This is a genomic window from Marinobacter xestospongiae (assembly GCF_023156385.1).
Classification (GTDB): Bacteria; Pseudomonadota; Gammaproteobacteria; order Pseudomonadales; family Oleiphilaceae; genus Marinobacter; species Marinobacter xestospongiae.
The window spans coordinates 22,817-45,222 of record NZ_JAKZAK010000030.1; the positions used below are offsets into that span (position 1 = coordinate 22,817).

The window sequence follows — 22,406 nt, forward strand, 5'->3', positions numbered from 1 at the left end:
CGCTTTTGTACCACAGCAACGACAGCATTTCGCGTTGAAATACCTCCTGACAGCCGAGGTTGTGCACCTCAGCGCAACGAGCCGGCACAACCGTCCATTCGCCTCAGGAGAACACACCATGTCACACAACCGTCATATCCATCGCGTTCAATCACCCCGGCTGGCAGGCTCGCTACTGGGGAAGGTGGGCTGGCGCAGTGCCTGCGGGGTGCTGCTGGCCACCAGCCTGATCGGGTGCAGCAGCCATGAGCCACAGATCGAGACCGTCGCCAAGGCACCCACCGCCGTTCAGGTCGAGCCAGCCGATCCCGCGCCAATACTCGACCATTCTCCAATTGCCGCATCAGCCGCGAACGCCAATAGTGATAACAAACAACAACAATCGGCGGACCACCCGACAGAGGAAACAGAGATGACAGTGCTCGTACTGGACAACCCGGAACTGCTTGCCCAATCCGCCCACCTGGATGCGGCCGCCACCCTCGCCGCCGATGCCGTTGAAGAAGGCCCACGCAAGCCCCACCGCCTGCGCTTCCACTACGGTTTCGACAAGCACCAGCTCAGTGACGAGGACGAAGCGATCCTGCGCCAGCACGCCGCCTATCTGCGGGCCCATCCGGAGGTGACGGTGCGAATTCACGGCCATACCGACAGTTTCGGTGCCGCTGACTACAACACCTTCCTGTCACGATTGCGCGCCAACGCGGTGGCCAAGCTGTTGAAAGAGGAGGGAGTCCGGGAAGCTCAGGTGCAGATCAGCGCCTGGGGCAGCAGTCGGCCACTGGCCCGGCCTGACGACCACTCCGCCAACCGCCGGTTGGAGCTGGAGTACCACAACGAGCGCCTTGCCAAGGCCCAGTGAGAAATGGCGGCGATGGCACCGGCCGCCCCGGTGCCATCGGCTGTGCTTGAAGGGAACTGCGGCCAGTGATCAGTAATTGGCCTGAAAGACGTTCAGCATCACCGCCACCACCATCGCCAGCAGTGCCAGCCAGGTCAGCAGGATACCGCCCAGTCGCGCCGGGTGGGCACCACCGCGACCCTGGATCATGCCCCAGGCGTGCAGGAAGCGCCCCAACACGAACGCCATCCCCAGAGCGTAGATCCACTCCACCATGACCCCGTTGAGCTCGCCGATGGCCAGCAGGATCAACGCAATGGGGGCGTACTCGGTCAGGTTGGCCTGGGCCCGTACCGCCGCTTCGAAATCCCGATTGTCGGTCACACCGACGCCTTTCTTGTGACGCAGCCGGAACATCGCCACCCGCACGGACAACAACACCAGCAGAATGGTGCAGACACAGGCGAAGACCGCCGACACCGGTAGAATCATCGTCAACCCTTCTTCAGTTTGCCCACCAGGAACAGCAGCAGCACCGCCCCTACCGTCGCGGTGACCAGCTCACCCACCGCCCCCTGGGACGCCAGCCCCAGCAGCCGGAACACAATGCCGCCCACGAACGAACCGACGATGCCGATCCCCACATTCGCCAGCACGCCGAAACCACGGCCTTTCATGATCAGCCCGGCCAGCCAGCCGGCGACGCCACCAATAATCAGAAACAGGATCAGATTCATCATCCGCGACCTCCCGAGTCGTCTCCATGGGCTTCAAGACTGCCGCGATTTTCACGCTGCTTCAAGCAGTTCCGCAATGACGAACGGTTAAGGGTCAGTGGCTCGCCAACTCGGCGATAACCTCCGCCATCTGGTGACGGCAGCGTTCCATCAGCTCGGGAATGTCGGCGTTGGTGAGGCCGGTGGTTTCCACCGGCGGCAGAATACGGACAGCAACCGACTGGTAGCGCCCCAGCGCGCCTTCGGTGCGACCGTGATAGGGCTGGGCACAGACCATGGTGATGGGGGCGCCGGCAGCGACCGCGGCGTGAAAGGCGCCTTTCTTGAAACGACCCAGCTCGGCACCGTGACTGCGGGTGCCTTCGGGGAAGATCCACAGGCTCTTGTGCTCGCGGGTGATGGCTTCGCTGGTGGCCTGCATCGCCGCCACCGCTTTATGGGACTTGGCGCGATTGATCAGCACATTGCCCCCCAGCCAGAACACCTGGCCAAAGAACGGTGCCCAGACCAGGGCGGACTTGCCCACCGTAACCGCCCGCGGTGGCAGCAAATCCCCCAGTACGAACAGGTCATCGTTGTGCTGGTGATTGGCGATGATCACGGTGGGACGGTCGTGGGGCATGTGCTGCCAGCCATCCAGGGGACGCTTCAGCCCCAGAATCCGCCGGCCAAGACGGGCCAGCCAGCGGCCAAGGACGCGGTTATTCTCCGGATTGAAGGGCCGGGCCAGGCAAATCGCCAATCCCAACAGACACACCACCGGCACCATCAACCAGGCCAGAAATTTTCGCACCACACCCATTGCACGTTGTCCACTTGATAACCAAACACAAACCCCGTCGCGACCGGACCAGGGCAATGGTCGGGCCGGGACGGGGTCCACAGGGCGAACAAGTGTACGCCAAAAGTGCTCAGCTGTCCGTTACAGCGTGTGCCACCGAGGCCACCTCCGGCACTGCGGTAGTGACCCGCTGGGCCTCGACCACGTACCGCAGCGGGCCGTTGGTATTGAGGCTGTCGAAGGGGTAGCAGGTCACCAGCAACAGGCCGTCCGGACCCAGGGCATTGAGATCCACCCCCTCCTGACGACTGTCGACGATACGGATCGACGCCACCTGGTAATCCTGCCACTGGCCGTCCCGCTGCTGCAGTTGCAGCCGGGTACCGGCAGCCATCGCCTCCAGCGCCCGAAAATGGGTATCACGATGGCCGGCGATCATCACCGGTCCGTGATCACCGGTGCGCACCAGGCCAGGGCCAAAGGCGAGGCTTTCGCCATGGACACCGTCCAACACGATCCAGGACAGATCCTCGTCCGGCAGCGCCAGGCGGGCCACCGGCCAGGTGTCGGCCCAGGGCCAGGGTTTGGCGTCGGTCTGCCGGGCCCGGCTTTCCGACCAGGCCATTTCCAGCAGCTCCTGGGCCAGCATTGCCTTGGCGGGAATCCACAACCCCGCCACCACCAGCATCAGCGACGCCAGCGCCACCACCGTCAACCAGCGCCCGCTCATGACCGGACTCCCGCCCGGCGGCGCCGGAACAGCCCCGCCAGCCCACTGAGCACCAGTCCCAGCAGCCCCGACGTCAACAGCAGCGGAGACCAGGTGGCGGTCTGGGGGTAACGTATCATCCCCGGCTGGCTGCCATCCGGTAGCAGGGTCGGCACCTGATCCTTGGCCAGAGCCTGGTTCATTGGACGGACCGGGGTACGGTCCACCGCCACAAAGCTGGTGAAACGGGTCACCAGGCGATGGGCCAGTGCCAGCTCGGTGACCTGGTCACGAATTTCAGAACCCACCTGCCCGGACAGCGACTGGTCCATCAGGCTGTCGATCTTCTCCGCCGCCCAGTAGCGGTGCAGGCCCTGCCCCGGCGCTGCTTGCACAAGATCGAGCGACTGCTGCCAGCGGGTACCATCCGGCAGCCGGCCGGACGCCTCCAGAGTGCCTTCCAGGCCTTCGCCGTCAGATGCCCGCACCACCTGGATCAGCGGTTCACCCAGAAACAGGTCGCCCGGTCGCTGGGGGAGCGCCTCCTGCTCCGACACCCCATCCGGCCACTGGCTGGCAATGTCGGTCATCACCGGCGCCTGCATCTTGGCAAACAGTGTGTCCAGCGGTCCAGAGACGTCCGCCAGGTCACTGATGGCGGTGTAGGTCCCGCGGCCAAAGCGGGCGGCCTCACGCATGAAGTGCATGTTGGGCGCCGATCCAATCGCCACCGTGAACAACCGGCTACGCCCCAGCTGGCGCTGAATCTGGCTGAACAGGGCCGCTTCGTTACCCACCGCACCGTCGGTCATGAACACCACCTGCCGAACATAGCCGCTGCGGTCTTCATCGTCGGCGTCGGCAAGCAGCGCGGCGTCCAGCGCCGGTGCCATTTCGGTGCCGCCGTCGGCATGCAGGTCCTGAACGTAGCGCCGTGCCCGCGCCAGGTTGGTGGCCGACGCCGGTACTGACGCCATGTGCAGGGCCTGGGTTTGACTGTTGAACTGGATCACGTTGAAGCGGTCTTCCGGCTGCAGGGTATCCAGCCCTCGCAGCAACGAGGCCTTGGCCTGACGAATCGATTCACCGGCCATCGAGCCGGAGGTATCAATCACGAACACCAGTTCCCGGGGTAGGCTCCGGGCCTGTTGCTGCCCCGGCACCAGCATCGCCAGCAGGTACTCTTCACCCTGCCAGTGTTCGCGGAACAGGGCGGCGGCCGGTGCCTGGCCACGCACCGGCGTCCAGCGCACCACCAGGTCGCGGTCCATTGCAATCGCGCCCTGGGTCGGCGCCACCACCACCTGGTCACCGTTCCAGGTGCTGTTTAGGCCATGACTGGGGCTGGTGACGTTGCCGATCGGCAGACCGGCGTTGAGGGTCAGTCGCACACTGGCCTGGTGGCTGCCGGCCGGAACATCGTTCTGGCTGACGGTGAACGGGCTGATCTGGTCGGCATCCGGTACCTCGGTGGTAGCGGTGGCCCAGCCCTGTTGCCACTGGGTGGACTGCTCGGTCAGCGGTTTGCCCGGCATGTAGCGGGGTGTCAGCGTGGTGGGCAGGCGCAGTTCAAACTCACCGGACTGATAGCGCACCGCCTGCTGGTAACGCAGTTCCACTGACACCGCCTCACCGGGGGGAATGTTGGCTAGCCGGGTGGTGAACAGGTTGGGCCGCTGCTGTTCCACGGTCGCGGCCTGGCGCCCTTCGTCCCGGGCTTGCTGGTACTGGCGTTTGGCCTCCTGGCGGGTATGGATCTCGCCTTCGATCACCCGCTCACCGGCGATCATGGTGAGGCCGTAGACGCTGGCGTCCTCCGGCAGCGGGAACACGAACACCCCCTCCTGCCACTGCTGGCTGGTGTTGGCGAACTTCTGCACCAGCCGGGTGTCGGCAATCAGCCCGCTGACGGTCACCTGGTAGTCGGTGGTCAGCAGGGTGGCTGGCTGTTGCCACTGGCCCTGGCCATCAATGAAGTGGAATGCGCCAGTGCCCGGGGCTTCCGAGGCGTCGGCGAACAGCGGCTGGACAAACAGCAACAGCGCCATCGACAACCACAGGCCGACGCCTTCGCTCCAGCGTGGCAGACGCCGACGACGGGGCTGCAGTGGCTTGGCGGGACGGGCCGGAACCCGGGCGGGAGGAATGCTGACCGCGAGTAGCATGGTACCTTTCCTTGCGTGATGGATGAGATGACCTCATTTCACACCGCCGAGCCGGCGATCCGGTGGCGCAATCGGGGCAGCCCGATGGGGAAAAGTGATGAATTGTGGCAAGCTGGCGGGATGCCCTTGAGCCCGCGGGCGACCGTGATTTAATAGCAGGCACCCAAGGACCACTCATCCCCACACGACGCACGGACATGAAGCGACACATCTGCCTGATTGAAGACGAACCCGCCATCCGCGAGAACTATCGCGATGCCCTCGAGCGCCGCGGCTACCGGGTCACCACCCACGGCGACCGGCCCGCTGCGCTGCTGGCCCTGAGCGCCCAACTGCCGGAGCTGGCCATCATCGATGTGGGTCTGGGGGACGAACCCGACGGCGGCTTTGCCCTGTGCCAGGAGCTGCGCCAGCGCTCCGCCACCCTGCCGATCATCTTCCTCACCGCCCGTGACAGCGACATCGATTCGGTACACGGTCTGCGCCTGGGTGCGGACGACTACGTCACCAAGGACATGAGCCTGGATCACCTGCTGGCCCGCATCACCGCTCTGTTGCGGCGCGCCGACGCCTGGGCCGAGGCGCTGAAACAGCCTGATGAGGTGATCAAGCGTGGTCGTCTGAGCCTCAATGTGGATCGGATGACCGTGACCTGGAACCAGTTGCCGGTGGAACTGACGGTCACCGAATTCTGGATGCTGCACTCCCTGGCCCGCCACCCGGGCCATGTCCGCGACCGCGACCAGTTGATGTCCGCCGCCAGCACGGTGCTGGACGACAACACCGTGACTTCCCACATCAAGCGCATCCGTCGGAAGTTCCAGCAGGTGGACGCCGACTTCGATGGCATCCAGACCGCCTACGGCATGGGCTACCGCTGGAATGCCCACGAGGTCTGACGCTTGAGTCTGAAACGCCAGTTACTGATTGCCAGCCTGCTGACCCTGCTGATTCCCTGGCTGGGGCTGCAGTTCGTGCTGGAACTTGACGGCGCCCTGCGCCAGCAGGCCCAGGGCCAGCTGCTGGAGCAGGCCCAACGCATGGCGGTACAGACCAATCCGCTGCTGCAACGCCAGCCGGCGGTGTTCCACGGCACCCCGGCGCTGTTTGCCCACACCCTCAGCCACGCCCCCAATCTGGACGGTTTTGGTGACGACTGGCCCGGCTATGACGAGGAATTCGACGACGGCCCGCTGGACGACCCCAATACCCCACTGGGCTGGCAACTGGCGGTGGACCGGGACCACCTGTATCTACTGGTCAAGGCCCGCCGGCCCCAGCCCCGTTACTTCGATCCGGGGCAGCCGCATCAGCCCCACGATCACCTGCGCCTGGTGTGGACCCGCTCCGGCGAGCGGGTGGAGCGCCTGATCCGCACCCCGGCACCCGGGCCTGTGGTGGGCTGGCAGCCTCAGGACGATCCCCGCCCCGACTACCGCATCCGCGGCTTCTGGCAGGCCCATGGCAACGGCTACCAACTGGAACTGCAACTGCCCCGGCCAGAGCCCGGTGAGCGCTTCAGTTTTGCCATCATCCAGCCGGATCAGGCCGGCGTACCGCCCAGCCATGGCCCCGGCCTGACCACGCTGCCACGGCTGGTCACCCGCGCGCCACTGCTGGAACAGGCGCTGACCCGGGGCCTGGCCCCCGGCCAGCAGGCCGCCATCCTCGACCCGGCGGGTTGGCGGGTGGCCTGGAGCGAACGACCGGCAGCGCCGGATTCCCCGGACTTCGACAGCCTCAGCCCACTGCAGATCGTTGAGCGCATCAGCCTCAATGGCCTGCGGGGGCTGGTGCGTTTCTACCAGCCCAGCCCGGCGCGCTGGCCGCTGCTGGCGGACCGACAACCCATCGAACAATTGCCGGAACAGGGGCTGATCGACAATGGCGATGGCCCGGCACTGCTGGTCAGCCAGCCGCTGGCGGATGGCCGCCGGCTGGTGCTGGTGCAGTCGCTGGATCAGTTGCTGACGCTGTCCGGCAGCGCCCTGGGAACGGTGATCGCCCGCAGTACCTTGCTGGTGATCGCGTTGATGCTGGTGCTGTTGGGCTATTCCAGCTGGCTGTCCTGGCGCATCACACGGTTGCAGCGGGCGGTCAGCAGCAGCGTCGACCAGGACGGCCGGATCATAGCCGCCCTGCCCCCGGTACGGGGCCGCGACGAAGTGTCGGAATTGGGTCACCAGTTCCGTCTGTTGATGGACAAGTTGCAGGGCTACACCGACTACCTGGAGAGCTTTTCCCGCCGCCTCACCCACGAGTTGAAAACCCCGGTGGCCATTGTCCGCTCGTCCCTGGACAACCTCGCCCACACCAGTCCGACGGCAGACCAGCAGGCCTATCTGGACCGGGTGCGCCAGGCCACCGAACGCCTGAGCCAGATCCTCCAGGGCATGAGCGAAGCGGCGCGGCTGGAACAGAGCTTTGACCACGCCGAACACGAGCCCTTCGACCTTGCCGAAGTGGCGACCCAGGCCACCCATGCCTACCAGGCGCTGTCCCCCGGCCATCGCATCCAGTACCAGGGCCCGGACCAGGGCTGCCAGTTCCACGGCTCGCCGGAGTTGCTGGTGCAGTTGCTGGACAAACTGGTGGACAATGCCCGCGACTTCACCCCCACCGCCGGGCTGATCGAAATCCGCCTGAGCGCCGATCCCGGCCACTGGCGGCTGGCGGTGTACAACCAGGGCTCCGCCCTGCCGGACGCGCTGGCCAGCGAGATTTTCAACCCGTTCGTGTCGCTGCGGGACAGCAAGGGCGAGGGCCACCTCGGCCAGGGCCTGCTGATCGTGCGACTGATCGCCGAACACCACCAGGGCGAAGCCCGGGCCAGCAATGCCGATGACGGCGTCGAGTTCAGCATCCTGTTGCCCAGGCCATCGCAGGCGGGACACGCCTGACCGTCAATCCAGCCCTTGCCAGCCCCCGCGGATTGTCCTAGTGTCCCGATCCTTGCCGGAAAGTCGTAAGACCCTGGTCGTCTACTGCCCGGGGCGGTAATCGCCTATGGTCAGGGCACGGGTCCGGCGTCAATCCAGCCGGCGCAGCAACAAGGAATCTCCCCCGTGACTTCCCAGCCCCAGACGCTCAATTTCCATCCCCTGCGGGGAGAACTCTACGACGAGCTGCACTCGCGGCCATTCCAGGTGCTGCCCTGCCCGGCGGCGGTGACTCACATTGCCCTGCTGACCGATGACGACCAGCGCGACGCCCAGTTTCGTCACCTCCAGGAGCTGCACGTGCTGCTGGGCGAGCCGGCCCCCACGGCGGAGGTCAGCTGCTTCGAGGCCACCTTTGGCCACCTGCGGGTGCGGCGGGAAACCCATATGGAGTTCGCCTCCTACACCTTCATCAACCTGGCCCCCGGCCCCCACCACCGGCCCTTTGAACACACCGGTGCATCGCTGCTGCCAAAAGGCTGGCTGGAACGCCTGAGCGGCACCGTGGTGGCGGCGTTCCACCTTGACCTGCAGACCGTCAACAGCAGCCCCAACAACGATCTCGGGCTGGTACGGCCGTGGTTTGAGGGCAAACGTCTGGTAGGCAGCAGTCCCCAGGAAGGCAAGGCCCGGGTGTGGGGCAGCTTCAAGCTCCACAGCGACGGCTTCGGCCGCTTCATGGTGCTCAACCAGAGCCTCTCCAACAGCCAGCTCGGGCGTCTGACCCACCGCTTGATGGAAATCGAAACCTACCGGCTGATGTCCCTGCTGGCCCTGCCCCAGGCCCGCACCATCACCCCGAGGCTGAACGAGATGGACCAGCAACTGGCGGAGATAACCCAGGCTCTGGCAGACAACCGCTCGATTGACGAGAGGGCCATCCTCGCCGAACTTACCGACATCGCCGCTCGTATCGAAGCGTTCCGCGCCCAGTCCACCTTCCGTTTCTCCGCCACCCGGGCCTATCACCGCCTGGTGCTGACACGGCTGGAGGAGCTGCGGGAAGACGAGCTGTCCGGCCACCTCACCATCACCGAGTTCATGACCCGGCGGCTGACCCCGGCGGTGAAGACCTGCGAAAGCGTTGGCGACCGTCTGGAAGACCTGTCACGCCGTGTCGACCGTGCCTCGGACATGATGCGCACCCGGGTCGAGCTGGCGATCCAGAGCCAGAACCAGCAGCTGCTCGCCTCCATGGACCGGCGCTCGAAGATTCAGCTGATGATGCAGCACACGGTGGAAGGTTTCTCGGTGGTGGCCATCAGCTACTACCTGATCAGCCTGCTGAAGATGGCCCTGGACACCGCCGCCGCCAGCGGCTTCAGTTTCAACAAGTCACTGGTGCTGGGCATCGCCATTCCGGTGATTCTGCTGGCAGTGTTCCTCGGCATCCGCTTTATCCACCACCACTTCATCAAGCTGGCCCGGCGGGAGTAGCCGCCATTCAGGCCGGCTCACTACCGTCCGCTGTTTCGCCACCAAACTGGCGGTAGAACTGCTGGGCGGTGCGACCATTGCGGACACCGCGGCTGGTGGCAAAGCGAATGGCCTCCCGGTGCAGGGCGTCCCGGTCAGCCACCGCCGGGAACAGGGCATCCACTGCCTGCAGATAGACGTCCTGGGCAAAGGCATAGAACGACAGCTGGAGGCCGAAACGGTCCGCCAGCGAGACCTGCTCTTCGATCGCTTCCGACGGGTGCAGTTCGCCGTTGTGGACCTGGCTGTTGAGGTTATCGGCCATGTATTCCGGCATCAGGTGACGGCGGTTGGAGGTGGCATAGACCCGCACATTCTCCGGCGGCAACTCCAACGACCCTTCCAGCACGCTCTTGAGCGCCTTGTAGCCGGACTCACCGGTCTCGAAGGAAAGGTCGTCACAGAAGATCACGAACCGGAACGGCTGCTCGCAGAGGTCATCGACAATTTCGGGCAGGAACACCAGATCGTCCTTGTCCACTTCCACCATCCGCAGACCCTGGTCGCGATAGCGGTTCAGCAGTGCCTTGATCAGCGACGACTTGCCAGTCCCGCGGGCACCCCACAGCAGCGCGTTGTTGCTGGGCTGGCCGGCCAGAAAACGCTCGGTGTTGCGGGCCAGGGCCTGCTGCTGTCGTTCGATGCCGGTCAGTTGGTGCCACTGGATCGGGTCCAGCCGGCGGATCGGCCTGAGGCCCTGACGATGGCGACGCCATACCGCGGCTGCGATACGGGGCCAGTCGGGGGATTTGGGCTGGGTCATGGGCGGTCTCCTGTTTCCTCCCCGGGCGGGATGTGGAACACTGCCGCCAGGGATCTGAACTGAATCAGGAGACTATAACGCACATGGCCGTCAAATCTGTCGCTCTCGTCGCCCACGACAACAAGAAACGGGAACTGGTGGACTGGGTCTCCAGCAACCAGCAGCGGCTGGCACCGCTGGCGCTCTACGCCACCGGCACCACCGGCCGGCTGCTTCAGGAGCGATTGGGGCGGGACGACATCCACACCCTGCTGAGCGGCCCGCTGGGCGGCGACCAGCAGATTGGCGCCAAGATCGCCGAGGGCGAAATCGACCTGCTGGTGTTTTTCTGGGACCCGCTGGAACCCCAGCCCCATGATCCGGACATCAAGGCCCTGCTGCGCATCGCCGCGCTGTGGAACATTCCGGTGGCCTGCAACCGCGCCAGCGCCGAGTTCATCCTCAGTTCCACCTGCATGACCGACCCCGGCCACCGTGCCCAGCGGCCGGACTTCAGTGATCACGCCCGGCGGCGGGTGGAATAGCCCCGACCACCCGGTTACACTGACTCCAGCGGGGCTCGCCCCCGGCGGCGCAGGAAGCGCCGAGTCGACCCACACCGCTACATACGGTGTGGCCACAGACCCATGCCCAGGGATCGGGCAGGAGCAAACCAGCCATGCCTCTCACCAGCTACAAGCCACTGGCCGTCGGCCTGTTGGCCATGACCCTCTCCGGCCTGAGCCAGGCCGCCATCTATCGCTGCAGCCAGAACGGCCATACGGTGTTCGCCGACCGCCCCTGCGGTGACAACACCGAAACCGTCGCCGTCGATCCGGTCACCACCGGCGGCCGCCTCGACACCGGTACCGACGTGGAGTTCTACCAGCCGCCCGAGACCAGTCGCCGCCAACAGGCCCCGGGGTGTCCGGTTGGCTACCTGCAATCCACCGAACTGCGACGCCTGCGGGTGCAGTCGCGGGTGCGTGCCGGCATGAGCGAGGACCAGGTTCGCTACATCCTTGGTGATCCCGCCCAGCGGGCCGGCCAGTGGTGGGTTTACCGCCGCAAGGGCGAGGAAACCGGCCGCTACCGCTTCCGCAACGGCTGCCTCGACAAGTGGCGTTAAGGAGCCTCCGCCAGCAGATTATCAATCGCCTCGCTCAGCTCCGGGTCATCGGGCGTCACGGTACTGGGGAAGCGCGCCACCACGTTGCCGCTGGCATCCAGCAGGTACTTGTGGAAGTTCCAGCCCGGCGGCTGGCTCTGGCGATTGATGGCCTGGAACACCGGATTGGCATCGGCACCGGTGACCGCGCTGGGCGCCACCATGGTGAAGCTGACACCAAAATTGACGTAGCAGATCCGCGCCGCTTCCTCCTCACTCTTCGCCGCCTGGCGGAAGTCATTGCTGGCAAAGCCCACCACCGCCAGCCCCCGGGAACGGTATTTCTGGTACAGTGCCTCCAGGCCCCGAAACTGGGAGGTGAAGCCGCAGTGACTGGCGGTATTAACCACCAGCATGGGCTTGCTGCCGGCGACTTCGCACAGATTCACCGTGTCCTGCGAGTGCAGCCGTCGCAGGTCGTGATCAAGCCAATCCGGGCAGGTTGCGGCCATGGCCACCGGTGCCGTCAGTGTACTGGCCAGGATCAGCATCGCGGCCAGGGCAGATCTGGCAGGTAAGCGCGTTATCATGATGGTATCCCCACATCGTCAACGGTGTTGTTCTGAAGCCATACGGTATCAGCTTAACAACGGTTTCACGGCGCAACGGCGCCGGAGGTGCCAGTGACTCCGAGCAATCCCGATCACGAGCAGCCCCCCGCCCCGGCGGACCTGGCCGATCCACTGTATTACCTGCACAACTTCGACACCCTGGTGGCCTGGGTTCGCGAGCATCACGATGACCTGCTCACCGCCGACGAACGCCGGCGCCTGGACCGTCTTGCCGACCTCAGCACCGCCGCCCGCGCCCTGTTGGTGAGACTGGTAATGCGTCGTGGCCACTGCTTCCGCACCGACCGCCTGGCCTACCCGGAACTGGAGGCCACCATCGACGACCTGATTCAGGAACTGACCGGTGACGACTGGCTTCTGCGTGATCCCGAACTGTTCCTGCCTGACGCTGCCCGCCTGCAGACCCTGGCCGAGTTACGGCAGCGCTGGCTGGGGCGGCCGGAAGCCGACGGCCTGCCCCGGACCGTGGGCAAACAGGTGCTGGTGGATACCCTGACCGAACGCTTGCCCCATGCCGCCAGGGCCAACCACTGGGGACTGCCGGACACGGTGGCGCTGACCACACCGGAGCTGTTTGATCGCCTGCGCCTGCTGTTCTTCGGCAACCTCTATCAGGACTGGTCGGACTTCGTGGTGGTGGAACTGGGCCACTACCGCTACGAACCGGTGCCACTGACCCCCGCCCTGCGCGCCGTCACCCAGCGGCAGCATCTGGACGACTACCTCACTCTGCAACAATGCCGGGAGTTGCTGGAGACACACCCGGCCCGCGAGGTGTGGCCCCAGTTGCCAGCCTGCGACCACGACAATCCCTGGCTGATGGCCCGCTACCACAGCCTGCTGTATGAACTGGGCATTCTTGCCGAACGCCAGGGCGATCCGGAACTGGCGTTGACCGCCCTGGCCGACAGCGGCCACCGCGAGGCCCGCCTGCGCCTGGGACGGCTGCTGGAACGCCAGCAGGCTCTGGAGAGCGCCTGGAACCTGGCCACCGACGCCCTCGCAGCACCTCGCACCGACAGCGAACGTCGGGGTATGCAGCGTCTGGCCCAGCGCCTGGCCCGCAAACTGTCCCGGGCGGCACCCGTGGCACCGGCCCGCCCCGAACTGCAGCAGTGGTCGCTGGCCCTGCCAATCAGCGACGGCTCGGTTGAAGCCGCGGTTGCCGGGCACCTGGCGGGGCCCGACGTCACCGTCCATCACACCGAAAACCGGCTGTTCACCGCGCTGTTCGGGCTATTGTGCTGGGATGCCATTTTCCTGCCCGTGCCCGGGGCCTTTTTCCACCCGTTCCAGATGGCCCCGGCGGACCTTAACCACCCGGACTTTGTCCGTCGCCGTCAGTCCGAATTCGAGCGCTGTCTCGCCGGGCTGGCGGACGACAGTTACCAACACCGTATCCGCCAGACCTGGCACCGCAAAGCCGGCACCCGCAACCCCTTCGTCCACTGGCCCACGCTGTCAGAAGCACTGCTCGATGCGGCCTTCGCCTGTATTCCCGCCGGCCATCTCCATGCCCTGTTTACCCACCTGCTCAGCGACCTGAAGGAGCATCGCCGGGGCCTGCCCGATCTGATCTGTCTGGACCGGCGCCAGCAGTGTTATCAGCTGGTGGAAGTCAAAGGGCCGGGAGACCGGCTTCAGGACCATCAACGCCAGTGGCTGGAGTTCTTCACACGCCAGGGCATTCCCGCCTCGGTCTGCCACCTGAACTGGCTGGACGACGGAGACTGTGCCTGACGGGCATTTCGCGCTACAGTCCCAATGATTCTCTTTCCTGTTCCGGCGGCCCGGCCGCTCAGCAGGGCACCGCAGTCGCCGCCGCGATACCGGCGCTCAACCACCAACAACGGAGGAAACCACCATGGCACGGATCTACGACGACAACTCGCTGTCCATCGGCAACACCCCCCTGGTCAAACTCAACCGGGTTGCCAATGGCGCCACCATCTGGGCCAAGATCGAGGGTCGCAATCCCGCCTATTCGGTGAAATGCCGTATCGGCGCTGCCATGATCTGGGACGCCGAGAAGCGCGGCGTGCTCAAACCGGGCATGACCATCATTGAGCCCACCAGCGGCAACACCGGCATCGCCCTGGCGTTCGTCGCCGCGGCCCGGGGCTACCCGCTGGTGCTGACCATGCCGGCCTCCATGAGCCTGGAACGCCGCAAGGTATTGAAGGCCCTGGGTGCTGAGCTGGTACTGACCGAGCCCGCCAAGGGCATGCCCGGCGCCATCGCCAAGGCTGAGGAAATGGCCGCCGCCGACCCGGACAAGTACTTCCTGCCGCAGCAGTTCGAGAATCCGGCCAACCCGGCGATTCACGAGGAAACCACCGGGCCGGAGATCTGGAACGACACCGACGGCGCCGTCGACGTGTTTGTTGCCGGCGTCGGTACCGGCGGCACCTTGACCGGTGTGTCCCGCTACATCAAAGGCACCCGGGGCAAAGCCATCACCACCGTGGCGGTGGAGCCCAGCGATTCCCCGATCATCACCCAGACCCGTGCCGGCGAAGCGCCCAAGCCCGCCCCCCATAAGATCCAGGGTATTGGGGCCGGCTTCGTGCCCAAGAACCTGGACATGGACCTGGTGGATCTGGTGGAAACCGTCAGCAATGACGACGCCATGGCCATGGCCCACAGACTGATGAAAGAAGAAGGCATCCTCTGCGGCATCTCCTGCGGGGCGGCGGTTGTGGCCGCGGTGAGGCTCGCGGAGCGGGCGGAGTTCCAGGGCAAGAGCATTGTCGTGGTGCTGCCGGACTCGGCTGAGCGTTACCTGTCCTCCGCGCTGTTCGCCGATACCTTCGGCGATCTGGAGAACGTCCAGTAAAACCCTACGCTGCCGCCTGGGGTGTCACCAGGCGGCGTTTTCCCTGCCTTCAACCGCGCTCACACCGCCTGATCGGCCACCGGCTCCGGCTGCTCCGCCAGCGACCCGGCACAGCGTCCGAACTGGAAATCCCCCAACGCCAGGAACCGTGTGCGCAACCAGTAGCGCCAGGTTGAGAACGGCCACAGCGCGAAGTTCCTGCCATCGGCCTGCTGGTACCAGCTGCTGCAACCGGACGTCCATACCGTGCCTTCCAGACCTCGGGCAACCTCGTCGTTGAAGTTGCACTGGGCGCCCTCGGTTACATCCACGTAGTCGGCGCCACGGGCCGTGACGGTGTTCATCAGATTGACGATGTAGTCCGCCTGGCATTCGATCATGAAGATGATGGAGTTGTGCCCCAAACCGGCATTCGGCCCCACCAGCTGGAACATGTTGGGGTAACCGTGGACCATGGTGCCCATGTAACCCTCGACACCGGCCTGCCAGTCCTCGGCCAGGGTGTGACCACCGGCACCGCTGAGTTCGAAGCCCTTCATGTAGAGCCGGGGATCGACCTGAAACCCGGTGCCGAAGATCAGGCAGTCCGCCGGGTGCTCCCGACCGTCCGCCGTTACCACGCTGTTGGCGCGCACTTCACGAACCCCCTCAGTGACCAACTCGACGTTGTCCCGGTTGAACATCGGGTACCAGGCATTGGAGATCAGCACCCGCTTACAGCCAACGGTGTAGTCTGGGGTCAGCGCACGGGCAGTATCCCGGTCTTTGACCTGCAGCCGGATCGACAGCTTGGCAAGCTGTTGCAGCCCCTTGGCCAGCGAAGGATGGAAGATTGGCCAGACCCGCGCTTCGTTGCTCCAGTACAGGCGGGCCCGGTGTAGCTTGCGCAGCAACGGGTAGCGCCGGAACAGCGCCTTCTCCAGCCCGAAGTAGCGGCGCTCGTCGCGGGGGATCACCCAGGCCGGGGTACGCTGCAGGACCGTCAGTTTCTCCACTTCCGGCGCGATCTCCGGGCAATACTGAATGGCACTGCCGCCGGTCCCGATGGACACCACCCGTTTGCCCCGCAGGTCGTAATCATGGTTCCAGCGGGCGGAGTGGAACTGTTCGCCCTGGAACCGGTCCAGTCCCGGAATGGCCGGGTACTGGGGCACATGCAACGGCCCGGAGGCCAACACCCAGTACTGACAGTCAAACCGGTCGCCGCGTTCGGTGGTGATCTGCCAGCGGGCGGTGTCCTCCTGGTAGTGGGCGGCGATGACCTCCTGGCCGAAACGGACCTTGTCCCGCAGGCCGTAGGCCTCGGTGGTGTCGAGGATGTACTGCTGGATCTCCTGCCAGGGTGCGTAACGCTTGCTCCAGTCCGGTTTGCCATGGAAGGAGTAGGAATACAGGTGAGACTGGACGTCACAGGCACAGCCCGGGTAGGTGTTGTCGCGCCAGGTGCCGCCAACCTCATCGGCCTTCTCCAGGATCACCAGGTCTTCGACGCCGGCCTCCATCAGTTTGATGGCCATGCACAGGCCGCCGAAACCGGCGCCGACGATGACCACGCCGGTGCGCTGGACGGGAGAAGATTTGCGGGAAGAATGTTGTTTTTGGTTCATCTGTCATACCTCAGCAATTGCGATCAATGCTGCGAGTGTATGACGCTCCCTGTCGGGCCCGTGGGCCAGAGCGGGGTCATTCGGGGACACCCCCGGACGCCTTTGACCCAGGTCAAAATTCAGTCATCATGGGGCCACGGAGCCTCGGCTTAATGCCACCGAAGTCCTCACGCTTAACGTGCCACCGTAATCCACACGTTTTACGTGCCACGGTAGTCCTCACGTACCATGGTCCTTACGTTTAACGTATCACCAAAGGAGCCAGACCGTGTATCTGTCCGTGCAACTGAGCTACTACCCCCTGAACGACGACTACAAGCCCCCCATCAAGGACGTCATCGCCCGCCTTGAGGCCAGCGGCCTGGAAGTCCATGCCAACCGCATGAGCACCCAGGTGTTCGGCGACTATGACACCGTTATGGCGGTGCTGGCCGACACCATGAAGTGGTCGTTCCAGACCTTCGGCAAGGCGGTGTTTGTGGCCAACTTCCTGGAAGGGGACCGCCGCCCCAGGGCCTAGCCAATCTGGAGCGACAGTTGTTTTAGAGAGGCTAGTCAACCGAGTCCGAGGTGGAACTGAGGGTTCCCTGCAGGGCCTCCACTGCTTTCAGCACCCGGCTCATCTCGGTCTGGGTTTTCAGGTCCAGACCCAGCTTGCCCTCCATGGTCTGCACCAGCGGCACCACCGACTGTTCGAAGATGTCGGCGAAGGCCTGCAGCGCTTCGCCGAGGCCAGCCGGACTGGCCACATTGACGGTCACCGCCGGCTCCACCTTCAGGTCCTGCAGCCCGCTGCGGAAGGAATCCGCCACCTGGCTGAGCGCCTCCAGGCTCGCCACCGCAGGATCGGGGCCGGTATCGGCCGGGTTGTCCTCGGGCACCAGCTGCCGCAGCTGTCCCAGCGCTTCAACAATCAGCCCGAGCTGACGCACCACCTTGACGCCGGTTTCCTCATCGCCCCCGGCCTGCTGATGGCGACGGAATTCGGTGCAAATAGCCTGCCACCGCTCGGCTTCCTGCGGGCTCAGGGTCCCGCGCATCTGCTTGAGCTTGAGCAGGTTCTCCTCCGCCCCCTGGGTCAGCAGCTGGGCCTCGCCGAGGTAGTGGTCGTCGATCAGGGCATCGAGTTCGTCGTCGGTCATCACCGGTGACAGTTTCTCCGCCAGCTTGTTCATGTTGCGGTAACTGCCCTGCAGCTTGAACGTCGGTTCAGTGCGGTAAGCCTCGGCCTGGGCGCTGGAGGCGATGTAGGCCTGGTTGACCTGCAGCACCACATTGCGCACCTGGATCATCTTCTTCAGCAACGCCACAATCTCTTCCCGTTCCGCACCGCTGTAGTCGTGGTCAAACTCCGAGCTGGGCACATCCCGGCCACCCGCGATGTCGGCAAAGCGGTAGAAATCGTCCATACCGCGGGTGGCCAGCGGCGCCAGCACCGAGTTGGAGCTGAGGCTGTTCTCGATGTAGGACAGCTCGAACACCTCTTCCATGCCGCTGAGCACGTCCCCCAGGTTGTAGATGTCCGCCCGGTTGGCCAGCATGTCGGGGATCTGGAAGGTCTCGCCACTCTCGGTGTAGGGGTTACCGGCCATCACCACGCAGAAACGCTTGCCGCGCAGGTCGTAGGTTTTGGTGCGCCCGCGCCAGACCCCTTCGATGCGACGACTGCCGTCACACAGGGAGATGAACTTCTGCAGGAACTCGGGATGGGTGTGCTGGATATCATCCAGATACAGCATCACGTTGTTGCCCATCTCCAGTGCCAGGTTGAGCTTGATCAGCTCGGCCTCGGCGGTGGAATGGGGCGCCTTTTCCGGGTCCAGCGAGATCACATCGTGGCCCAGACTGGGGCAATTGATCTTCATGAAGATCAGCCCCAGGCGACTGGCGACGTATTCCATCAGCGTGGTTTTACCGTAACCCGGCGGCGAGATCATCATCAGCAGGCCCATCAGGTCGGTACGACGGTTCTCCCCCACCGTGCCCATCTGCTTGGCCAGGTTGTCACCGATCAGCGGCAGGTAGCTCTCACTGATCAGTTTGTTGCGCACGAAGGACGACAGCGGCTTGGGCCGGAATTCCTCCAGCCGCAGGCGGTTGCGCCATTTCGCCAGCACCTGCTGGCGCACGTCCTGCAGCCGGGTCCAGGCCGGAATTACCTCCTCCTGGTGACGGCGCACACGCTGGCTGAACTCATCCAGCTGCAAGCGGAAGCCACGGTCGACAATGCGGGGGTGCTGTCCCAGCAGGCCGTCCACATCAAACGCCAGTTCGACGTTCCGGGGCTGGGTGCTGACGCGCTTGCCGGCGTTGAGAATGGCAATGGCCTCGGGCAGGTAGTGGCTGTCCTGCTGGTGACCGGCCTTGGTGGCCCAGGCCTGCAGCCAGTGGGCGGTAATGCGCCAGCGGGCGCCGGGCTGGTCGCTGACCACCGTCAGCGCCTCTTCAAACTGGCTGAAGTGACCTTCCCGCTTCATTTCGCTGACGAAACCATCCACCAGGGTGGCGGCATACTGGGTGACCTCAAAGCCACCGCTTTCCTCCGCCAGCTGCAGTATCAGGTAGTCGGCAGCGTTGCGGATAACACTGGCCTCCCCCGGGAGTTGGTGGTCACTGACAAAGGCCGCCAGCGCCGGCTCAATCTCCTCCACCAGGGTCGCGATCAGCTCCCGGGAATGCATCATGCGGCTGAGTATGCCGGCTGACAGACAGCGGGACCGCAGCGTCCGGGCCTGTGCCTCGTCCTGCGACCGGCGGGCCCAGAACAGCATCGCCAGCGCCCGGGCCTGGGGACTGAAGCGCAGCAGACCGGCACTCTGGGTGGCGGGCCACAGGGTGCTGACAATCAGCGCGGCGTCATGGTCATGAATGCCCTTCTCGTAGCCCTCCCGGTAGCGGGGCGAAGCGAAGCGGCGGATGTAGTCGATCAGCTCCTCCCGGTCGGCGACGTTGACCGGGGTCTGTCCGGCCCCCGCCAGCTCTTCCATCACCAGGTAGGCCAGATACTCGCCGCGGTAGACCTGCTCCGATTCCGAAGGCTGGCTGACATCCCAGTAGGCTTTCAGCGCATCCAGTTCCGGCTCATCGATGGGTTCGTAATACTGGGTGCCGGTAAGGTGCAGCATGACCTTGCCGTCCCGGGGTACCAGCGTCAGGTCCACTTCCTGATGGTTGACCGAAAAGCGGTGGCGCGGCCCCAGACGAATCACCTGACCACCGTCTTCATAGATGTCAGCGCGATCGCGGACGCTGCGCAGTGCGGCGTCCCGTTCCGAGCGCAGGCGACCTTCGCAGTCGTCCGCCTCCATGTTGGCGCCGAGGTCCCGCAGCTCCTCCGCCATACTGCGGACCTTCGCCACCATGGCGTCGGAAGCGAAGAAGGCGTGCAGCTCTTCCTGGCTCTCGAAGCGCTCGGTGCGCCGGTTGACGTTCTTGAGAATGCGGCTGGCGGCGTCGGTGAGGGTGTTGATACGACGCTGGCGCTGATCCTGTAACTGCTGGCGGCGAGCCTCGATGCTCTCGTGCGCGGTCTCCCGCTGCTCCAGAATGGCGGTAAGGAATTCGTCGTACTCGCCGAACTGGCTCTCCAGCTCCTGCAACTGGTCCAGCATCCGCGTCATCAGGCCATCGCAGGCATCCGGCTCGGTGAGTGCACCGACACCGTTGGCCAGGCTCTGCTCGAACAGCCGCATGCGGGCAGCAAACTGGGCCTTGGCCTCCTCGCTGCCACGGGCCTTGAGACGGATCTCCGCCTCCGAACGTTGCTGGTTGATGGTGGCGTAGATGCCGGAAATGTTCTCGGTGATCTGGGTCTCCAGGCTGGCGTTGTCGCCCGACAACGACGCCAGCATGCCCTGGATCATGTCCAGGCCCGCGGTCAGCTCGCGATACTGCTCGACACACTCTGCCAGCTGATCACGGGACTCTGCCTCTTCGCAGCGGGTGGCCAGTTCCGCCAGGGTCTGGCGGTAGCCGTCCAATGCCGCCGGGGTGGCCAGAAACTTGAAGGTGCGGTCGGTCAGCCGTTCCTCGGCCTGGTCCAGCTCCGCTTCCAGTTCGCCGATCTCGGCCTCGTCGATGTAGCGGCGGTCCCGCAGGGTGCGGACCTTGCCGCGGTGATCCCGCAATTTCTTCAGGTGGGCGACAAACACATCCGGCGTTTTCCAGCTGTCGGGTTTGAGATCCCGCAGCAGGGCACCCTGCTCCCGAGCGGTGTCCTGCACCGCCGTTGCGGTCTGGGCACGGATGCTCTGGACCTTCTCGTATTCGTCCAGCATCAGCTCAGCGGTCTTGCGGACTTCTCCCAGCCGTTGCGCCAGCGGGCTGGCAGGCACGTCTTCGGAATCGGCGATCTCACTGATCCAGTAGAACTGATCCAACACCCGGTCGGTGGTACGGATCAGCGAGGTGAAATGCTGCTCCGACACCTGAGGCCGCTCCACCAGGCCAACAACGGTGTTGAGTTCGGCAATGCCCCGCACCAGTTCCGGGTTGCCGATGCGGCCCAGCAGGGAATCGTTATTGACGCTGTCGCGGGCGTGGTAGCACTCTGACATGAACGGTGTGGTCCACACCTGCAGCGGATGTACCAGGGTGGGCTCCTGGTCAGCGTTGAAGATGGCCAGGTGGCCATTTTCGAACAGCGCGAAGCCGTGGCCGATCATCGGCGTGTCAGCCTGCTTGCGAATCAGGTTGTAGCGGTACAGCACCACCTGGCCGCCGTCCTCGCCGTAGAACACGTAGAGCACGTCCTCGCCGTTGGGGGAACGGATCATGCGCTTGAAGCGCAAATCCGCCGCCGGCACGTCAAAGGTCTTGAGTTCGCCACTGGCCAGGTAGTAGCCCGACGGGAAGATCAGGCCGTGGTTCTCCGGCAACTGCACCACCGAGCCACCGAGGGCATCGATGCGTTCCACCTGGCGGGTGCTGCGGTTGTACAGGTAATAGCGCCAGGCGTCCTCGCCGTACGGCAGGATGCGCACCAGAATAACCTGCTGCAGGTCGGCGTATTCAAAGGTGGCGTCGTCGAGGGACTGGGAGTCGGACACCACCGGGTCAGCAAAAATGCCCTCGCCGGTGTTGGTGTTGTTCTCGATCTTGAAGGTGATGTCGCCGCGCAGGTTGTCGATGAACAGGGTGTCAGCAATGTTCAGATGCGGCGCCCGGCCCTGGACCTGGCTGTCGCGGCCGGCGGTCTGCCATTCGAAACTGAAGCGGTCCGGGAACACCAGGTCACGTTCACCGCGGTTGTCGATGTAGCGATTGACCTCTCCGGTGGCCGTCAGCTCCCAGCGGAACACCCGCCGGTCACTGAGCTTCTCGCCAATTCGAAAGGCCATCAGCAGCATGCCGTTGAGGATCACCAGCTGGGCCAGGGTGGCATGGCTGTAGTACTGCTGCAGCTCACGAAAGTCGGTGCGGAAACGGTCATCCGCCAGGAAGCTGTCTGCCACCGAGGCTTCGGTGACCTCAAAGCCGTCGTCCGAGTCCTGCAGATGGTAGAGGCTGAACACATCCTCCAGTGCCAGCGCCTTGCGCAGACCCAGCTGAACGTTGAAACCGAACAGCAGGCGATCACCGATGCGGACCACATCCCGGGCCACCGAGTTGCTCTCGGTGCGTACCCGCCCCCGGCCCAGCACGCTCATGCCGGCACTGCCGAACACCTCGGCACGGGCGGCGTTGAGGGCCTCGACATCGGCCCGGAGTTGCTGGCCCTGGTCTTTCAGGCGCCGCTGGATGGTTTCGAAGGCAGAGCCTTCCCGGACGATGTCCTCAAGTTGACTGCGATCCGTCGACATGGCGATCTTCCTGGCTAGCGAAATCGGGAAAT

At 64.7% G+C, this 22,406-nt stretch carries 18 protein-coding genes; 9 read left to right on the forward strand and 9 right to left on the reverse strand.

The genetic code is table 11. The features are described 5' to 3' along the window. The first annotated feature begins 118 nt into the window (after positions 1-118). Complete coding sequence (locus MLD24_RS18650; RefSeq protein ID WP_248168614.1) at positions 119-862, forward strand: OmpA family protein; 744 nt, start codon at positions 119-121, stop codon at positions 860-862. 69 nt (positions 863-931) lie between these two features. On the opposite strand, the gene MLD24_RS18655 is transcribed toward MLD24_RS18650, so the two are convergent. From MLD24_RS18655 to MLD24_RS18675, 5 genes are all read right to left on the reverse strand, one after another. Continuing rightward, positions 932-1,333, reverse strand: a complete 402-nt coding sequence (locus tag MLD24_RS18655; RefSeq protein WP_248168615.1) for an MAPEG family protein — start codon at positions 1,331-1,333, stop codon at positions 932-934. A gap of 2 nt (positions 1,334-1,335) precedes the next feature. Next, a complete protein-coding gene (locus tag MLD24_RS18660) occupies positions 1,336-1,581 on the reverse strand; it encodes a GlsB/YeaQ/YmgE family stress response membrane protein (protein ID WP_227172700.1) in 246 nt (81 codons plus the stop codon). A gap of 91 nt (positions 1,582-1,672) precedes the next feature. Then, on the reverse strand, positions 1,673-2,380 hold the full coding sequence (locus MLD24_RS18665) for a lysophospholipid acyltransferase family protein (RefSeq protein ID WP_227172701.1): 708 nt from the start codon (positions 2,378-2,380) through the stop codon (positions 1,673-1,675). Between the two features lie 109 nt (positions 2,381-2,489). Continuing rightward, positions 2,490-3,089, reverse strand: a complete 600-nt coding sequence (locus MLD24_RS18670; protein WP_248168616.1) for a class GN sortase — start codon at positions 3,087-3,089, stop codon at positions 2,490-2,492. After that, positions 3,086-5,233 carry a marine proteobacterial sortase target protein gene (locus MLD24_RS18675; protein WP_248168617.1) on the reverse strand — a complete coding sequence of 716 codons (2,148 nt, stop codon included), beginning with the start codon at positions 5,231-5,233 and terminating at the stop codon, positions 3,086-3,088. The genes MLD24_RS18670 and MLD24_RS18675 overlap by 4 nt, the downstream gene beginning before the upstream one ends. A gap of 197 nt (positions 5,234-5,430) precedes the next feature. Between MLD24_RS18675 and pdsR the strand changes: the two genes are divergently transcribed. The 3 genes from pdsR (at position 5,431) to MLD24_RS18690 (ending at position 9,609) form a co-directional block, all read left to right on the forward strand. Next, positions 5,431-6,132, forward strand: a complete 702-nt coding sequence (pdsR, locus tag MLD24_RS18680) for a proteobacterial dedicated sortase system response regulator (RefSeq protein WP_227172704.1) — start codon at positions 5,431-5,433, stop codon at positions 6,130-6,132. Between the two features lie 3 nt (positions 6,133-6,135). Beyond that, entirely contained in the window at positions 6,136-8,133 is a 1,998-nt protein-coding gene (locus tag MLD24_RS18685) for an ATP-binding protein (RefSeq protein ID WP_248168618.1), read from the forward strand. Between the two features lie 165 nt (positions 8,134-8,298). Then, complete coding sequence (locus MLD24_RS18690; protein ID WP_248168619.1) at positions 8,299-9,609, forward strand: DUF3422 family protein; 1,311 nt, start codon at positions 8,299-8,301, stop codon at positions 9,607-9,609. Positions 9,610-9,616: 7 nt separating this feature from the next. Here MLD24_RS18690 and MLD24_RS18695 read toward each other — a convergent pair whose 3' ends face one another. Next, on the reverse strand, positions 9,617-10,411 hold the full coding sequence (locus tag MLD24_RS18695) for an ATP-binding protein (RefSeq protein ID WP_227172707.1): 795 nt from the start codon (positions 10,409-10,411) through the stop codon (positions 9,617-9,619). A gap of 83 nt (positions 10,412-10,494) precedes the next feature. On the opposite strand from MLD24_RS18695, the gene MLD24_RS18700 reads away from it, so the two are divergent. Next, positions 10,495-10,935 carry a methylglyoxal synthase gene (locus MLD24_RS18700; RefSeq protein ID WP_227172708.1) on the forward strand — a complete coding sequence of 147 codons (441 nt, stop codon included), beginning with the start codon at positions 10,495-10,497 and terminating at the stop codon, positions 10,933-10,935. Between the two features lie 134 nt (positions 10,936-11,069). After that, positions 11,070-11,519, forward strand: coding sequence for a DUF4124 domain-containing protein (locus MLD24_RS18705; protein ID WP_248168620.1), 450 nt, complete (start codon positions 11,070-11,072; stop codon positions 11,517-11,519). Here MLD24_RS18705 and MLD24_RS18710 read toward each other — a convergent pair. Further along, complete coding sequence (locus MLD24_RS18710) at positions 11,516-12,049, reverse strand: glutathione peroxidase (protein ID WP_248168639.1); 534 nt, start codon at positions 12,047-12,049, stop codon at positions 11,516-11,518. The genes MLD24_RS18705 and MLD24_RS18710 overlap by 4 nt on opposite strands. 132 nt (positions 12,050-12,181) lie before the next feature. On the opposite strand from MLD24_RS18710, the gene MLD24_RS18715 reads away from it, so the two are divergent. Together MLD24_RS18715 and cysK are read left to right on the forward strand one after the other, a co-directional pair. Continuing rightward, on the forward strand, positions 12,182-13,870 hold the full coding sequence (locus tag MLD24_RS18715; RefSeq protein ID WP_248168621.1) for a VRR-NUC domain-containing protein: 1,689 nt from the start codon (positions 12,182-12,184) through the stop codon (positions 13,868-13,870). A 124-nt stretch (positions 13,871-13,994) separates the two neighbouring features. After that, positions 13,995-14,966, forward strand: coding sequence for a cysteine synthase A (cysK, locus tag MLD24_RS18720; RefSeq protein ID WP_248168622.1), 972 nt, complete (start codon positions 13,995-13,997; stop codon positions 14,964-14,966). Between the two features lie 59 nt (positions 14,967-15,025). Here cysK and MLD24_RS18725 read toward each other — a convergent pair whose 3' ends face one another. Then, positions 15,026-16,573, reverse strand: coding sequence for a flavin-containing monooxygenase (locus MLD24_RS18725; protein WP_248168623.1), 1,548 nt, complete (start codon positions 16,571-16,573; stop codon positions 15,026-15,028). Positions 16,574-16,841: 268 nt separating this feature from the next. Between MLD24_RS18725 and MLD24_RS18730 the strand changes: the two genes are divergently transcribed. Beyond that, positions 16,842-17,093, forward strand: a complete 252-nt coding sequence (locus MLD24_RS18730; protein ID WP_248168624.1) for a YkoF family thiamine/hydroxymethylpyrimidine-binding protein — start codon at positions 16,842-16,844, stop codon at positions 17,091-17,093. Between the two features lie 31 nt (positions 17,094-17,124). Here MLD24_RS18730 and MLD24_RS18735 read toward each other — a convergent pair whose 3' ends face one another. Next, the gene (locus MLD24_RS18735; RefSeq protein ID WP_248168625.1) at positions 17,125-22,374 is read right to left on the reverse strand and encodes a DNA repair ATPase; all 5,250 of its coding nucleotides are present in this window, start codon (positions 22,372-22,374) and stop codon (positions 17,125-17,127) included. Between the last annotated feature and the right edge of the window lie 32 nt (positions 22,375-22,406).

Excerpts from the sequence above, each read along its gene's own strand:
- MLD24_RS18660 (WP_227172700.1), bottom strand. The coding sequence starts at position 1,581 with ATGATGAATCTGATCCTGTTTCTGATTATTGGTGGCGTCGCCGGCTGG.
- pdsR (WP_227172704.1), top strand. The coding sequence starts at position 5,431 with ATGAAGCGACACATCTGCCTGATTGAAGACGAACCCGCCATCCGCGAG.
- MLD24_RS18665 (WP_227172701.1), bottom strand. The coding sequence starts at position 2,380 with ATGGGTGTGGTGCGAAAATTTCTGGCCTGGTTGATGGTGCCGGTGGTG.
- MLD24_RS18705 (WP_248168620.1), top strand. The coding sequence starts at position 11,070 with ATGCCTCTCACCAGCTACAAGCCACTGGCCGTCGGCCTGTTGGCCATG.
- MLD24_RS18710 (WP_248168639.1), bottom strand. The coding sequence starts at position 12,049 with ATGCTGATCCTGGCCAGTACACTGACGGCACCGGTGGCCATGGCCGCA.
- MLD24_RS18650 (WP_248168614.1), top strand. The coding sequence starts at position 119 with ATGTCACACAACCGTCATATCCATCGCGTTCAATCACCCCGGCTGGCA.
- MLD24_RS18695 (WP_227172707.1), bottom strand. The coding sequence starts at position 10,411 with ATGACCCAGCCCAAATCCCCCGACTGGCCCCGTATCGCAGCCGCGGTA.
- cysK (WP_248168622.1), top strand. The coding sequence starts at position 13,995 with ATGGCACGGATCTACGACGACAACTCGCTGTCCATCGGCAACACCCCC.
- MLD24_RS18670 (WP_248168616.1), bottom strand. The coding sequence starts at position 3,089 with ATGAGCGGGCGCTGGTTGACGGTGGTGGCGCTGGCGTCGCTGATGCTG.
- MLD24_RS18675 (WP_248168617.1), bottom strand. The coding sequence starts at position 5,233 with ATGCTACTCGCGGTCAGCATTCCTCCCGCCCGGGTTCCGGCCCGTCCC.
- MLD24_RS18735 (WP_248168625.1), bottom strand. The coding sequence starts at position 22,374 with ATGTCGACGGATCGCAGTCAACTTGAGGACATCGTCCGGGAAGGCTCT.
- MLD24_RS18655 (WP_248168615.1), bottom strand. The coding sequence starts at position 1,333 with ATGATTCTACCGGTGTCGGCGGTCTTCGCCTGTGTCTGCACCATTCTG.
- MLD24_RS18700 (WP_227172708.1), top strand. The coding sequence starts at position 10,495 with ATGGCCGTCAAATCTGTCGCTCTCGTCGCCCACGACAACAAGAAACGG.
- MLD24_RS18725 (WP_248168623.1), bottom strand. The coding sequence starts at position 16,573 with ATGAACCAAAAACAACATTCTTCCCGCAAATCTTCTCCCGTCCAGCGC.